This window comes from Paenibacillus sp. Aloe-11, from assembly GCF_000245715.1.
In the GTDB taxonomy this organism is placed as follows: Bacteria; Bacillota; Bacilli; order Paenibacillales; family Paenibacillaceae; genus Paenibacillus; species Paenibacillus kribbensis.
Window position 1 is genome coordinate 144,927 of the sequence record NZ_JH601082.1, and the last position, 14,342, is coordinate 159,268.

Below are 14,342 nucleotides of genomic sequence, written 5' to 3' on the forward strand. Positions count from 1 at the left end.
TGCGTTCATGATGGATTGATATTGAAGCAATGTAGAAGGTTGACGGTAGACATTCACTGTGCTGCTGGAAAAGTAACAATTTTATTGAAGCTGAATCTGATTTGCTCTCCACTGCGCAGCTCGGCAGCCCGTTCACGCGGCACAAACATTTTCAGATGATCCGTACCACTGTCCAGCGACACCTCGGCATAATGCCCGAGAACCATCACCTGCCGGATCGTTCCAGACAGAGACGGGTTGTCCTCATTCGTCAGAACAACATCCTCCGGCCTTACACCTACCATGGATTCACCTGTGTATTCATGCTCTTGCGGAAAAGGTATTCCACTTACGGAGACACTGCGGCCTTTGCTCACCCCCCTTAATAAATTGATACGGCCGATAAATCCTGCCACAAACAGTGACTGCGGATGGTCATAAATCTCCTGCGGCGTCGAAAGCTGCTCAATCCGGCCTGCATTCATGACTACAATCCGGTCCGAAATGGACAACGCCTCTTCCTGATCGTGGGTAACGAACACCATCGTCATTCCCGTCCGCATCTGGATGTCGCGCAGCTCCTCCCGCATCTCCATCCGCAGCTTGGCATCCAGTGCGGAGAAAGGCTCGTCCAGCAGCAATACTTCCGGCTTTAGCAGCAGAGCACGGGCAAGTGCTACCCGCTGCTGTTGGCCGCCTGAGAGCTGACCGGGCGTTTTGCGTTCCGCCGTCTCCAGCCGGACCAGCGCCAGCGCTTCCTTGACCTGGCGGTCGATCTCCGCCTTTTTCACCTTGCGGATCTTCAATCCGAAGGCCAGATTGTCATACACCGTCATATGCGGCCACAGATTATAGCTTTGGAACACCATAGCTGTCGGGCGCTTTTCGGGAGGCAGCTTCAGTACGCTTTTACCTTGAATCCGGATGTCACCAGCGTCCGGGTCAAGAAAGCCGCCAATCGAGCGAAGCACGGTTGTTTTGCCGCAGCCGGACGGCCCAAGCAGCGTCACCAGTTCCCCCTTCATTACGTCAAGTGAAATGCCTTTGACTCCGTCTCCTGTCTTGAAGCGTTTGGTTAGCTCTTGAATGGATAGTTGAATGGACATGATCTAGGCTCCTTTTGACCAGTTACGTTATTTCACCTGAAATCCGCCTGCCAGTACATCCGCACTTACAAAACGCTTGGCGGCCAATAGCAGAATAATCGTTGGTAGAGTAAGAATGACCGAGAACACAGCACCCGTTGTGCTCGGATAATCGGCAATGATGGAATACATAATGACTGGCATCGTTTTATAGTCCGGTGTTCCGACCAGCAGTGTCCCCTGTGCCTCATCCAGTGAAGCGAGAAAGGTAAAGATGGAAGCAACCACAATACCGGGCAACGCCATGGGAAAGGTGATTTTCCAGAATACCCGAAACGGTCCGGCTCCGGCATCCCGTGCGGACTCCTCCTGTGCGCGATGTACGCTGCGGAACGCAGAGGAAGGAATCCATGTCATATACATGAGCGTGTTCACCATGTGGATGAGTACAATGCCTGCAAAAGTGTTCATTAACCCGAATTGGTAGAACAGCACGGCAATAGACACATACAAACCCATTTTCGGAAAAGCATGCGTGAGCAGGAATGAGAATAGAAACCACTTGCTGAGCGGAAAGGAAATCCGTGCAAAGGCATAGGCAGCAGGAATACATACGATAATCGAGCAGACCGTAACGGTAATAGCAATCAGGAAGGATAGGGAAATCGAGCTGAGTACGTCATCCTGGGTAAGTACAAACTTCCACCATTCCAGTGACAAGCTCTGTGGGAGCGGTGCAGGATACTGCCATTTTCCCGAAACCGCCAACAGAAGCAGATTGGTCAGAGGCCCCAGAAAAAAGATGACGAAAACGACAAGCACGATGAATTCCACAATTTTGCGTGTGCCGAGTGAGCGAAGATACCAGTTCATAATTCATCCCTCTCAAGACGTCTAGACGTCCGAATCTCTTTTCAATTTGGATTATAGAGAGGGTTTGTTATCACAAATCGACAAGGAAGATAAGATTATGTAAAGGGGGACGGAAAATGTACACGAAGCGCCACTACGCGAACGGATGGTGCTTCCCATCGCTGTTGTGCCCGGATTTCCTTAAATCAAGCTAAAATGGTTGAAATCCGGGCACAAAGGCGAACGCTGTCGCTTGTACAGCACCATTCCGTCCACTTCGTTCTCGTTCCACTTGTTCTATTCTTTAGTTCATCCTATATAGTGAGACGAATAATAAAGGTCTATCTTTAAAGCAACTTTGTTCCTGTTCTCAATCAGGATTACAAAATGACTTTAAAGATAGACCCTATCCTTCTTATTACGAATTTATATAGGAAAAAACCAAAAAGAGAAACCCGGAGTCTTTGAAAAAGACTGGGTTTCTCTTTTGAAAATAGCTATATCATTGAACGAGGCAATCGGCTTAACCCATCCCCGTTCATTCTGTCTTACAAGTAAATCGGAAGCACCTGGTTTGTTTGATCACGGTTACGACCCACAGAGAAGATGGCGATAGGAATGCCTGTCAACTCGGATACACGTTGTACATAATTGCGGGTTGCCTCAGGCAGCTCCTCCAGTGTTTTCACACCAGTGATGTCCTCGCTCCAGCCCGGCATTTCTTCGTATACCGCCTCGCACTCCGCCAGCATTTTCAGACTTGCCGGATAATGCGTAATGATCTCGCCACGGTATTTGTAGCCTGTGCAGATTTTGACCGTTTTCAGGCCTGTCAATACATCCAGTGAGTTCAGGGACAGACCCGTAAGTCCGCTGACACGGCGGGCATGGCGCACAACGACGCTGTCAAACCAGCCTACACGGCGAGGACGACCTGTAACGGTGCCGTACTCATGACCTGTTTCACGGATATAATCACCGATCTCATCGTTCAGCTCGGTTGGAAACGGTCCATCCCCTACACGAGTGGTGTACGATTTGGCTACACCGATCACTTGTTGAATTTTGGATGGTCCGACACCGGAACCGATACATACGCCGCCAGCCGATGGGTTGGAGGACGTTACGTACGGATACGTACCTTGGTCGATATCGAGCATAACGCCTTGCGCACCCTCGAACAGTACCTTACGGTTCGCGTCAATCGCATCATTCAGCACAACAGACGTATCGCCTACATAAGGACGAATAAATTCCGCATACTCCAGATATTGCTTCAGTATTACTTCTACATCCAGCGGCTCACCGCCGTAAACCTGCTGGATCACTTGATTCTTTTCCTTCGTAAGAAGGCGCAGCTTCGTTTCGAATTCCTCCGCATCCAGCAAATCAGCAATACGGATACCGTTTCGTGCAGCTTTATCCATATAAGCAGGGCCGATCCCTTTACGCGTCGTACCAATTTTGTTAGGACCTTTACGGTCTTCTTCCAGTACGTCCAGCGTCATATGGTAAGGCATAATCACATGTGCACGGTCACTGATGACCAGATTTTTCGTAGAAAAGCCATTATCATGAATATAATTAATTTCTTCAATAAGAGCGGCTGGATTCACTACCATGCCGTTGCCAATAACACACTTTTTATCTTCATAAAAAACGCCGGATGGAATCAGGCTCAGCTTATACTTTTTACCGTCAATGAGAATCGTATGACCAGCATTGTTTCCGCCTTGGTAACGGGCCACCACTTCAGCACTTTCTGCCAAATAGTCCGTGATTTTACCTTTGCCCTCGTCTCCCCATTGTGTTCCCACAACGACTACAGTTGACATGTTTCATTCCTCCGTGGAGTGCCACAGACACTCTGATTTTGAGCTGACACACTACGCACATCTGACTTTAACTGTCTCAGCGAACAGATATGGAGCGTTCTCGGACAGCAGGAAAAAACGTCCGTCGCAGACATTCCGTAGATCGGAAAGCCCCGGGCGTAATGATCTCCCCACTGCGTTGAAGCAGCACTATAAGTGTACCAGCACCATTTTTCAAAGTCAAATAAAAAACGAACAATATATCACATGAAAATAGTATTGTTCGTAATTAGGAGTTTCAATCCTGATATGAAAATATGTAAATAGCCTATGAAAAAGACTCCTTCAACTCGCAAAACACGCGTCGAAAGAGCCCTTTTCTAATATATTCATTACATTAGCCCGCGAACGCATCCGAATGGGCACGCTCGTAATTGGCGAATTTATTATAGTTTTTGAGAAACACCAGCTCTACCGTTCCGACCGGGCCGTTACGTTGCTTGGCTATGATAATCTCAATAATATTTTTCTTTTCCGTTTCCTGATTATAGTAATCGTCCCGGTACAGAAACGCGACAATGTCGGCATCCTGCTCGATGGAACCCGATTCCCGCAAGTCACTCATCATCGGCCGCTTGTCTTGACGCTGCTCCACACCCCGGCTCAACTGGGAAAGGGCAATAACGGGCACTTCAAGTTCACGGGCAATTTGCTTCAATGTCCGTGAAATTTCGGATACCTCCTGCTGACGATTCTCGCCTGCTTTGCCGCGTCCGTGAATGAGCTGCAAGTAGTCGATTACGATCATGCCAAGTCCCTTCTCCGTCTTGAGACGGCGGCACTTGGCACGGATATCGGCGACAGTGACACCGGGCGTATCGTCGATATAGATTTCTGCCTCGGACAAGGCTGCAATCCCCATCGTCAGCTTGGCCCAATCCTCGTCGCCTTTAAATTCACCTGTCCGCATGACGTTCGCGTCCAGATTAGCCTCGGCGCAGATCATCCGCTGTACGAGCTGAGCCGCCGACATCTCCAGACTAAAGATGGCTACCGTCTCTTTCGCCCGCACTGCAACGTTTTGCGCGATATTCAGGGCGAACGCCGTTTTACCTACAGATGGACGGGCGGCCACAATGATCAAGTCATTGCGTTGAAAGCCTGCCGTCATCTTGTCCAGGTCAACGAAGCCGGATGGAATTCCGGTTGTGTTGCCCTTGTTCTGATGCAGCATTTCGACACGGTCGAACACTTCCATCACGACATCGCGGATGGCGATAAAACCACTGCCTGAGCGACCGTTGGATATCTCCATGATCTTGCGCTCGGCATCGCTCAGCATACCGGCGACATCTTCGCCGTTGCTATAGCCTTCGCTCACAATTTGCGTAGCTGTGCGAATCAAGCGACGAAGCATCGCTTTTTCTTCAATAATCTGGGCATAGTAATCCACGTTAGCCGCTGTTGGCACCCCGTGAGCCAGCTTCGCCAGATAACTGACACCGCCGATATCCTCCAGCTGACCTTTGTCCTGAATTTTCGAGGTCAGTGTAACCAGGTCAATCGGCTGCCCGGATTCACCCAGCTCAATCATTGCTTCGTAAATCATCTGATGAGCCTTATCGTAAAAGTCCTCGGTCTGCACCCGCTCCATCGCGGTAATCAGTGCTTCCGACTGGAGCAAAATCGACCCGATAACCGCCTGTTCAGCCTCCAGATTTTGCGGAGGAATCCGATCAAAAAATTCGCCGCCCATAATTATTCTTCAGTCACCTGTACCTTCAGCGTAGCTTTGACCTCAGGATGAAGCTTGACGGTCATTTGAGTCACGCCGAGCGTACGAATCGGTTCTTCCAGCTCGATTTTGCGTTTATCCAGCTTGATGCCGGTTTTAGCAACAGCCTCTGCGATTTGCTTGCTTGTAATCGCGCCGAACAGCCGTCCGCCGTCTCCAGCCTTCGCTTTGAGCTGAATTGTTGTCTCTTCCAGCTTTTTGCCGAGTACTTGTGCCTCTTCCTTTTCCTCTTGCTTGCGTTTTTCCTCAGCAGCGTTTTGATTCTCCAGCGTCTTCATATTTCCTTCCGTTGCTGGACGGGCAATACCACGCGGCAGCAGAAAATTCGCTGCGTAACCGTCGGATACTTCCTTAACCTGCCCTTTCTTACCTTGACCCTTCATATCTTTAATGAATATCACTTTCATTCAAATAACCCCTCTTCCCCATCAATTTCGGCCAGCACGTCGACCACTCTGCGCTCGGCTTCCTCCAGCGAGCAATCCAGCTGGACCGCCGCATTCGTCAGATGTCCTCCGCCGCCTAGCCGTTCCATGACGACCTGTACGTTCATGCGCCCGAGCGAACGGGCGCTGATCCCCACCAGGCCGTCAGGACGTTCACTGACCACAAAGGAGGCCAGTACATCCGTCATATTGAGTAATGAATCCGCCACCTGAGCAATCAGAAGCTGCGGTATTTTTTGTCCGGGCTCTGTCACCGCAATCGCGATGTGGCCATATATCATTTTAGCATGCTTAATAATTTCCGCCTTAGCAATATATTCATCCAGGTCCTCTTTTAGCATACGCTGGATCATGACTGTATCTGCCCCGCTGCGCCGTAAAAAACCGGCCGCCTCAAACGTACGTGAGCCTGTATGCAGGGAAAAATGCTTGGTATCCACCGTAATCCCGGCCAGCAGCGATGTCGCCTCCAGCGGTGTCAATTGGACCTTCTCATGAATATATTGCAGCAGCTCGGTCACCAGCTCACAGGCCGACGACGCATACGGCTCCAAATAGATCAGAACCGAATCGTTGATAAATTCCTCGCCCCGACGGTGGTGATCTACAACGACCACCCGGCTTGCCGTCTGCACGAGACGCGGCTCAATCGTCATCGAGGCCTTGTGCGTATCCACCACGACCAGCAGGCTATGCTCGGTCATGGCCTGGAGCGACTGCTCCGGCGTCATCAGTGCCTGCGACAGCTTCTCGTCCTTGTTAACCTGCTCCATCATCCGGTCGATGGACGGATTGGATTTATCCAGCACGATATGTGCTTCTACATTGTACAGCGCTGCAGCCTTCCACACGCCGATGGCCGCTCCCAATGCATCCATGTCCGGTATTTTGTGTCCCATGATCAGCACGCGGTCGCTCTCCTGCATCAGATCACGCAGCGCATGGGCAATGACCCGAGCGCGCACCCTTGTACGCTTTTCGACAGCGTTGGACTTGCCTCCATAAAAAGACAGGCGCTGCCCGGCCTTCACTGCTGCCTGATCGCCCCCACGTCCGAGCGCCATATCCAGACTGGACTGAGCCAGCTCGCCCAGCTCCTTGATGCTCTCCGCACCGAAGGACAAACCGATGCTCAGTGTCATGGGCACTTTCAAATCCGCCGTCATTTCCCTTACCGTATCCAGAATGACGAATCGGCTCTGCTCCAGCTCCTGAAGCGCTTTATGATTCAGCATAATGAGATAGCGCTCGGATGACAAGCGGCGCAAATAAATATTGTAATGGTTCGCCCAGGACGTAATCTCGCTTGTCACCTTCGCAATAAGCGCAGTACGCTGCTGATCGTCCATCCCCTGAGCGGCCTCGTCCATATTGTCGAGCATGACGATACCGAGCGCCAGGCGCTCGTTTTCATACTGCTTGCGCAGTACCGCCAGCTCTGTTACTTCATACAGGTATATCAGGCGCTCATCCAGCACAATCAGGAACTGATAGTAGCGCTCATCATGCTGAAGCTCCACCTTCAGCTCGCGAGTCAGCTCCTTGGTTTCCTTTTTGACACTTAAAGCTCCTGCCAGTTGGGGAAATAGATCCTGCAGAGGCTCGCCGATCAGCGACTGCTCCTCGAACATTTCCCCGACAAACCGATTATGCCATTCTACCGTTCGATGTTCACTGTATAAAATGATCCCAAACGGCAGTGTGCTGATGGCTTCCCCCTCTACCCGCTTGACCCGGAAGGAAAGACCGCTGATATATTGATTCATCTCCCGACGAAAATCCAATTCCGTCTTCAGCATCAGCCCGCCAAGCAAGAATGACAGCAGCAGTCCTATCACACCCAGTTCCCAATTGTACATGGAAATACATATGACAAGCACCAGCAGCAGCAAAAACGCCCAGGCAGTTTGATAGCCGTGCCAGCGTTTTTGTAGAAATTTAGGCATGACTGTTCACCTTATTTCTTTGATCTTGTAATAGCTTCACGCAGCGGAAAGGCCAAATCAATAATACCTATAATGCGGAGCGGTGGGACAATCAGGACGACGAGCGACAGCAGCAGTGCAATCACCGAACTCATTTTACGGCTATGCATCCAGAAGTAAACAAAACCAATCGTCTGAATGGTGAAGCATGCATGGACTAGCGGCAGCATACTGATGGAAACCATCTGAATCCAGCTGCCATTGGAGGAACTTGCTATCCATTCAATCACAATAGCTAGCAGATAATACCAGATCAGCGCGCGCGGCAGCCTCCACTCTCGGGCAGGCTTCATTTTACGCACAGGCACATCGAGACTACTCAATGCCGGACGTACCAAAGCGTGTGTGATTACAGCCAATAAGAAGGAGGTTACAATCAGCACATATGGCACTCTACCGATAAGCATCGTACCGAGCTGCTGTGTATCCTCCGCAGTCCAATTTGTGCCCGAAAGCATCGGATTGGCGCTTAAAATCTGCTGTACAATATGTTCCGTTATCGCCGCCTGATCGCGAAGATACTGCGAAAGATCGAATCCGAATGAATACGTAGCGATAAGCAATACAACCAAGAACTCGGCTAAAATAACACCCATTCCTGTCATCAAAGCCTGAAAAGAAGATCCTCCCCTTTTATATATCCGTCCCATCAACATGGAAGGAATCAGAAAATAAATCGCAAGGAGCAATGAATACACGTCTAGTAGCGCCAAAATCAACAACGCCGGCATGACATGAATCAAAAATCCTTTGAAATGCAGCGATGAAAACAGTACAGCGCCAGGCACAATTAGCAAAAATACGGTAATGATTTTCAGTGGTGTCAATAAAGTCAGCAGCAGAAGCAAATAAATAACGCTCCATGCTACAGTTGCCAAGCGGAATTTCAACATTTTCACCTCTTACGCATATGTTCTTCCAGTGCAGAGATATCCTGATACCAATCCTCCAACTGGTGTCCTTCTTTTCTGTGTCTTCTTAGCTTGTCGATGAGTAGATCATCCAATTCACGGTAAGACACTCCAAGACGCCTTCCCAAAATATAACTGCTCATCATTAAGCTCGCCAGACAATCGCCAATACGGGCTGTACTGCCTTCCCACATCGCTTTAAACAGACGGGAAACTTGGTCAAGAACTTCTGTTTTGAGCCATTCAATAACCTTGGCCCTTTTCACAACATCCATTTCCTTAGGCATATGATGAAGAGTCACACTCCTCTGAAAAAGCTTTATTCTCCATTATAGCATATCCTATTTTGAAAATAATTGTTGCCCCATAGGAGAAATCGTTATTTTCAAAAGCAGCTATGCGCTTATTTTAAGATGAAGTATTAAATGATTCTCTGGACACAAACTTTTCACAATACTCTATAATTTGGCTGCGGCGCACGATACCGATAAATCGTTCCATATCATCCACAACGGGTACAAAGTTCTGTACTTTAGCCAAATTAATTAAATCCTCCATATTCGCATCAATAGACACCGGCTTCATCGAAACCCGCAGCGGAACGTCCTTGAGCATAAACTTAGAAGCGTTTTCGAAGGTGATTTTCCCCTCAGACTCTTTCATATGCCACAACAGATCACCTTCTGTAACCGTACCCGTATATCTACCTTCCTTATCTAAAATGGGAACCGCTGTGAAACGGTGATATTCCATCCGCTCCAACGTTTGCCGCAAAGTAGCATCCGCCGTTACACAAGCGACTTCCTGTTTGGGAAGCAAGAAAAAAGCGATATTCATGAGAAACGAATCCCCCTCAAAATCAAATGTAAATCAAATGATTACTCACTGAATGTCCTGCTTGTCGGGAAGCTTCAGCGTCTGCGGGGTTGTACCGGAATCCAGCCAATTCGCGATCAGAAGCCTGGCATATTCCAGCTCTTGTTCATTGGCACGATCATAATACACGCCCTTCTTCTTGAACCCTTCCCCCGTAATCGTAAAACTTGAGATCTGCGGTTCACCCTGCGTAATAGCCTGCTTGCCGAGCCCTGTAATAAAAGCAGGCTCCATATCGGTCTTGAAATTGGCGCCCATAATATCGAGCAGTTCCGGAATTTTGGAAATTCCGTTGATATTCAGCAGCTTATCTGCCATAGCATTCAGAAAAATTTGCTGCCGCTTCGTACGGTTAAAGTCACTATCTTCCCGATATCTAACATAATACATGGCTTCTTCACCATTATAAAGCGGCTTCCCCGCCTCTATGCGAAACTGGATATGCAGCGGATTTTTGTTCTCAATCGGCTTGTCGATTGGAAGCACAACTCCGCCTACTGCATTCACGGCATCCTGAATACCCTGGAAATTAATCGTAGCATAATAATCGGCCTTATGCTCCATCAGCTTCTCTACCGTAGCCATGGACATATCTTCGCCTCCGAACGCATAAGCGTGCCCCAATTTATCAAAATCATCCTCACCATCGCGATTCGGATCATGTCCGGCAATCTGTACATACGTATCCCTGGGGATGGAAATCAACAGCACACGCGATTCCGCAGGCCGTACTACCGCATACATAACGGTATCCGAGCGACCGCGCGCCTTTTCGTCTGGCCTCTGATCGGTACCCAGCAGCAGCACCGAAAACGGCTCCTGATGGTAAGCCACCGTCTCCTGCTGCTTCTGTTCTCCAGACAGGCGCGGCTGATAGGACTTCTCCAATTTTCTTTCCAACGTCGGAGATACAAACCAGTCAAAAGCCACCAGTGTTAACTGTTTGCGGAACAGATACCCTCCCACTGCGACCAGAAATAAAACAATACATGAAATATATAGGGCGGTAAACCTTTTTTTCTTTTGAGGCTTGCCGCTGGTCCTTCTCTTATGTCTTCTCTCCATAACAGGTTCTTCCTTCCTTCTCTCCTTCACAAATCCCATCTCTCATTAGACCGAATAGATCCCTCATGAAGCGGAGGCTTCCCCTCAAAGCATAAAAGGTCTGCTGCCTTGTTGTCAAAAAGCGTAACATGCTATAAAGTACACATACAAAAAAACCATCTATTGGTCCTCTAAAGGGATAGATGGTTTTTCTGTATGTGTATAATTAAATGGAGCCTGCGCCTAATCCGAGCACTTTGTCCAGATAACGCAGAGCTGCTTCCTTATTACCGGACACTTCTGTCTCCCGCCGCTGGTCCTGAACATACTTCAGCCTCGCTTCTTCAGCCACCTGCTGCTCCATCCCCTGCGGAACAACCACGACGCCGTCGACATCCCCGATAATCCAGTCTCCAGGTTGAATACTAACTCCGCCAACCGATACGGGTACATTCGTTTTGCCTCCACCATATTTGCTGCCTGAGGCAATCGTAGTTCCTCTGGAAAAAATGGGGAAGTTCAGCGTGCGGACTCCTTCAATATCGCGAATCACGCCGTCCACTACAATCCCCTGCAATCCCAGTGTCTGCGCCAATCCTGCCACAAAATCACCCGCAACCGCACGGCTGGTATCTCCCTTGGCGTCAATAACCAACACATCGTCGGGGTTAGCTTCCCGAATGGCCCGAAGCACGGCCAAATTATCTCCCGCAGGTATAGTAACGGTAAATGCTCTGCCCGCAATCTTACAATGCCCGTGTATCGGCTTAATATCATAATCCAGATTGGTTAATCCGCCCAGAACATCTGAAATACTGGTTGTCGGAAGCTCCTTAAATGGCTGGTCTATGCTCGACATATCGTTCTCTCCTCTTGATTACTTTTGGTTATTGTGAAGCCCGCGCGTATGGCGGTTTACCGGGACAGGTAAGCCTAGATGCTCCCGCAACGTGCTGCCCTCGTATTCTGTCCTGAATAACCCGCGATTCTGAAGTTCAGGGATTACACCGTCCACAAATTCATCCAACCCACCCGGTACATAAGGCGGCATAATATTAAACCCATCGGCGGCATATCCCACAAACCATTGCTGAATGTGATCCGCAATTTGCAGAGGCGTGCCCGTCACAATGCGGTGCCCACGTGCTCCGGCAACCTCCTTGTACAGTTGGCGCAACGTGTACCCCTTATCGCGTGCAAGCTTGAGCAGCAGCCGAGGACGACTCTTTCGCCCGTCCGCTTCCGGAATATCCGGAGCCGGCTCATCCAAAGAATAAGCCCTCATATCATACTGAAATCTCTCCGACAAGGAGTCGTACGCGAAGGAGTCATCAATAAAGCTTTGCAAATATTCATATTTTTCATGAGCCTCCTTCTCTGTGGCACCGATAACCGGAAGCAGTCCTGGCATGATATGTAGATGCTCAGCGGCACGACCATATTTGGGCAGTTGCGCTTTCAGATGACTGTAGAACTGCTGTGCATCCTCCAAGGATTGCTGTGCCGTAAACACCACTTCACCGATTCGTGCAGCGAGATCCTGACCCGGGCCAGATGATCCTGCCTGAATAATGACTGGATGCCCTTGAGGACTTTGCGTGACATTAAGCGGCCCTTTTACGGAGAAAAATGTGCCTTCATGATTCAGCTCATGCAGTTTGCTCTTGTCGATGTACTCTCCCGTTTCTTTATTCACAATGTAGGGCTGCTGTTCCCAACTATCCCACAGCCCTTTGACGACCTCGACAAACTCCGCAGCGCGTTCATAACGCAAATGATGATCCGGGTGATCTTCCCGCGAAAAGTTTTTGGCCGCTTCAGGTGATGAGGTTGTGACGACATTCCATGCTGCTCGCCCCTGACTCAGTTGGTCCACAGATGCCAACAAGCGGGCGATATTAAAAGGATCGTAATAAGTCGTTGAGGCTGTGACAGCAAGACCGATCCGGCTGGTGACCGTAGATAAGGCAGCCAGCAATGTAATCGGTTCAAAACGGGCAACGACGGATGCCGAAGCATCGGGAGACGTGATCAGACCGTCAGCGAGAAAAACCATATCCAGCTTGGCCCGCTCGGCTGTTTGAGCCAGTTGCTTGATCAATTCAAAATTTTCACTTCCCGATTGGGCATCTTTATGCCGCCAGCCTGATGTATGGTGGCCTGCACCCTGAATGAATAATCCGAATTTCAGCTTTCTTCCTTCGCTCATGTATGAAGAACTCCTTTCCCCTCCTGTGGATTGGCAGTAAATTGATTCGTCGGCCGGGATAGACCGAGATTCTCACGCAGGGTTCTTCCCTCATACTCCGTATGGAATAATCCTCTGCGTTGCAGCTCAGGCACGACAAGGCGGGCAAAATCCTCTAGCCCGGTCGGCAACTGCTGCGGCCGAATTACAAAGCCGTCACAGGCTCCCTGACTGAACCATTCCTCCATCTCGTCGGCAATCTGGACAGCCGTCCCGGCAAAGGTACGGTGGCCATTGCCCCCGGAGGCTCTCTCGATCAATTGGCGGATCGTCAGCTTTTCGGTTTCGATCATATTTTTCATCAATTCAAACCGACTCCGGTTCTCATTAATGGTGGCAGGGTCAGGCAACTGCGGAACCGGACCATCCAGCGGATAGGCGGACAAATCCACCTTCAGTCGCTTAGACAACCGCTGTAGACCAAGCTCGGGAATAACCGACTCACGCAGCTCAGCCTCCTTCTCTCTCGCCTCAGATTCAGTAGCTCCGACGATCAAGCTAAAACCCGGTACGATTTTGACATCCTCTGGATTACGTCCGTATTTCTCGACTCTAGATTTCACGTCAGCATAGAACGCCTGTGCATCCTGTAACGTCTGCTGGGCCGTGTAGATCATTTCTCCCGTCCGGGCGGCCAGTTCCTTCCCATCCTCCGACGAACCCGCCTGTGCCAGCACCGGATAGCCCTGCGGAGGACGCGGAAGATTCAGCGGGCCTTCGACCGAGAAGCGCTCGCTTTTATGGCGAATCGCATGGATTTTGTCCGTATCGGCATATAGTCCCTCGCCTTTGTTAAACAGCAGCGCATCGTCTTCCCAGCTATCCCACAGCTTGGTTGTCAACTGTACAAATTCCAAGGCCCGTTCATAGCGCTCCGTGTGTTCAAAATTCTGCTCTCTGCTGAAATTCAGGTGCGTGTTGCCGATGCCTGTCGTCACAATGTTCCAGCCTGCACGCCCCTGACTCAAATGATCCAGCGAAGCAAACAAACGGGCTGTGTGAAAAGGTTCTGTATAAGAAGTAGATACCGTAGCCACCAACCCTATGCGCTCCGTTACCGCAGCTAGAGCCGCCAGCAGCGTATACGGCTCCAGACGGTTTAATGCCTGATGCTTGACTTTCTCGCCCAGTTCGTAGGAATCTGCCAAAAATATCGTATGGAATTTGGCTTGTTCTGCAATAAGCGCCATCTTCTTATACAAGGAAAAATCCGTAATCCCCGCCGGCTCTGCCAGAGGATGCCTCCACGCGGTTTCATGAAAGCCTGTACTATTCATAAAAAAATTCAAAATCATTTGACGTTGATA

The 14,342-nt window shown here is 49.7% G+C and carries 13 protein-coding genes; all 13 read right to left on the reverse strand.

What is annotated here, in order from left to right:
* Positions 1 to 53 precede the first annotated feature (53 nt).
* Positions 54 to 1,085 (reverse strand): ABC transporter ATP-binding protein, encoded by a 1,032-nt coding sequence (locus tag WG8_RS25550; protein ID WP_007433202.1) that lies wholly within the window; start codon positions 1,083 to 1,085, stop codon positions 54 to 56.
* A 27-nt stretch (positions 1,086 to 1,112) separates the two neighbouring features.
* Positions 1,113 to 1,937 (reverse strand): ABC transporter permease, encoded by an 825-nt coding sequence (locus WG8_RS25555; protein WP_007433203.1) that lies wholly within the window; start codon positions 1,935 to 1,937, stop codon positions 1,113 to 1,115.
* 527 nt (positions 1,938 to 2,464) lie between these two features.
* Positions 2,465 to 3,751 (reverse strand): adenylosuccinate synthase, encoded by a 1,287-nt coding sequence (locus tag WG8_RS25560; RefSeq protein ID WP_007433204.1) that lies wholly within the window; start codon positions 3,749 to 3,751, stop codon positions 2,465 to 2,467.
* Positions 3,752 to 4,127: 376 nt separating this feature from the next.
* On the reverse strand, positions 4,128 to 5,486 hold the full coding sequence (gene dnaB / locus WG8_RS25565; protein ID WP_007433205.1) for a replicative DNA helicase: 1,359 nt from the start codon (positions 5,484 to 5,486) through the stop codon (positions 4,128 to 4,130).
* A 2-nt stretch (positions 5,487 to 5,488) separates the two neighbouring features.
* Positions 5,489 to 5,932 (reverse strand): 50S ribosomal protein L9, encoded by a 444-nt coding sequence (rplI, locus tag WG8_RS25570; RefSeq protein WP_007433206.1) that lies wholly within the window; start codon positions 5,930 to 5,932, stop codon positions 5,489 to 5,491.
* Positions 5,929 to 7,917, reverse strand: coding sequence for a DHH family phosphoesterase (locus WG8_RS25575; RefSeq protein WP_007433207.1), 1,989 nt, complete (start codon positions 7,915 to 7,917; stop codon positions 5,929 to 5,931). Before WG8_RS25575 ends, rplI begins: the two co-directional genes overlap by 4 nt.
* An 11-nt stretch (positions 7,918 to 7,928) precedes the next feature.
* Positions 7,929 to 8,846, reverse strand: a complete 918-nt coding sequence (locus WG8_RS25580) for a DUF2232 domain-containing protein (RefSeq protein ID WP_007433208.1) — start codon at positions 8,844 to 8,846, stop codon at positions 7,929 to 7,931.
* 5 nt (positions 8,847 to 8,851) lie between these two features.
* Positions 8,852 to 9,154: a MazG-like family protein gene (locus tag WG8_RS25585; RefSeq protein WP_007433209.1), complete on the reverse strand. Its 303-nt coding sequence runs from the start codon at positions 9,152 to 9,154 to the stop codon at positions 8,852 to 8,854.
* 121 nt (positions 9,155 to 9,275) lie between these two features.
* Positions 9,276 to 9,704: a CBS domain-containing protein gene (locus WG8_RS25590; RefSeq protein WP_007433210.1), complete on the reverse strand. Its 429-nt coding sequence runs from the start codon at positions 9,702 to 9,704 to the stop codon at positions 9,276 to 9,278.
* Between the two features lie 45 nt (positions 9,705 to 9,749).
* The gene (locus tag WG8_RS25595) at positions 9,750 to 10,808 is read right to left on the reverse strand and encodes an LCP family protein (protein WP_007433211.1); all 1,059 of its coding nucleotides are present in this window, start codon (positions 10,806 to 10,808) and stop codon (positions 9,750 to 9,752) included.
* A 205-nt stretch (positions 10,809 to 11,013) separates the two neighbouring features.
* Positions 11,014 to 11,646, reverse strand: a complete 633-nt coding sequence (locus WG8_RS25600) for an RraA family protein (protein ID WP_007433212.1) — start codon at positions 11,644 to 11,646, stop codon at positions 11,014 to 11,016.
* An 18-nt stretch (positions 11,647 to 11,664) separates the two neighbouring features.
* A complete protein-coding gene (locus WG8_RS25605; RefSeq protein ID WP_007433213.1) occupies positions 11,665 to 12,996 on the reverse strand; it encodes an LLM class flavin-dependent oxidoreductase in 1,332 nt (443 codons plus the stop codon).
* Positions 12,993 to 14,330 carry an LLM class flavin-dependent oxidoreductase gene (locus tag WG8_RS25610; RefSeq protein ID WP_043891437.1) on the reverse strand — a complete coding sequence of 446 codons (1,338 nt, stop codon included), beginning with the start codon at positions 14,328 to 14,330 and terminating at the stop codon, positions 12,993 to 12,995. Before WG8_RS25610 ends, WG8_RS25605 begins: the two co-directional genes overlap by 4 nt.
* Positions 14,331 to 14,342: the final 12 nt, after the last annotated feature.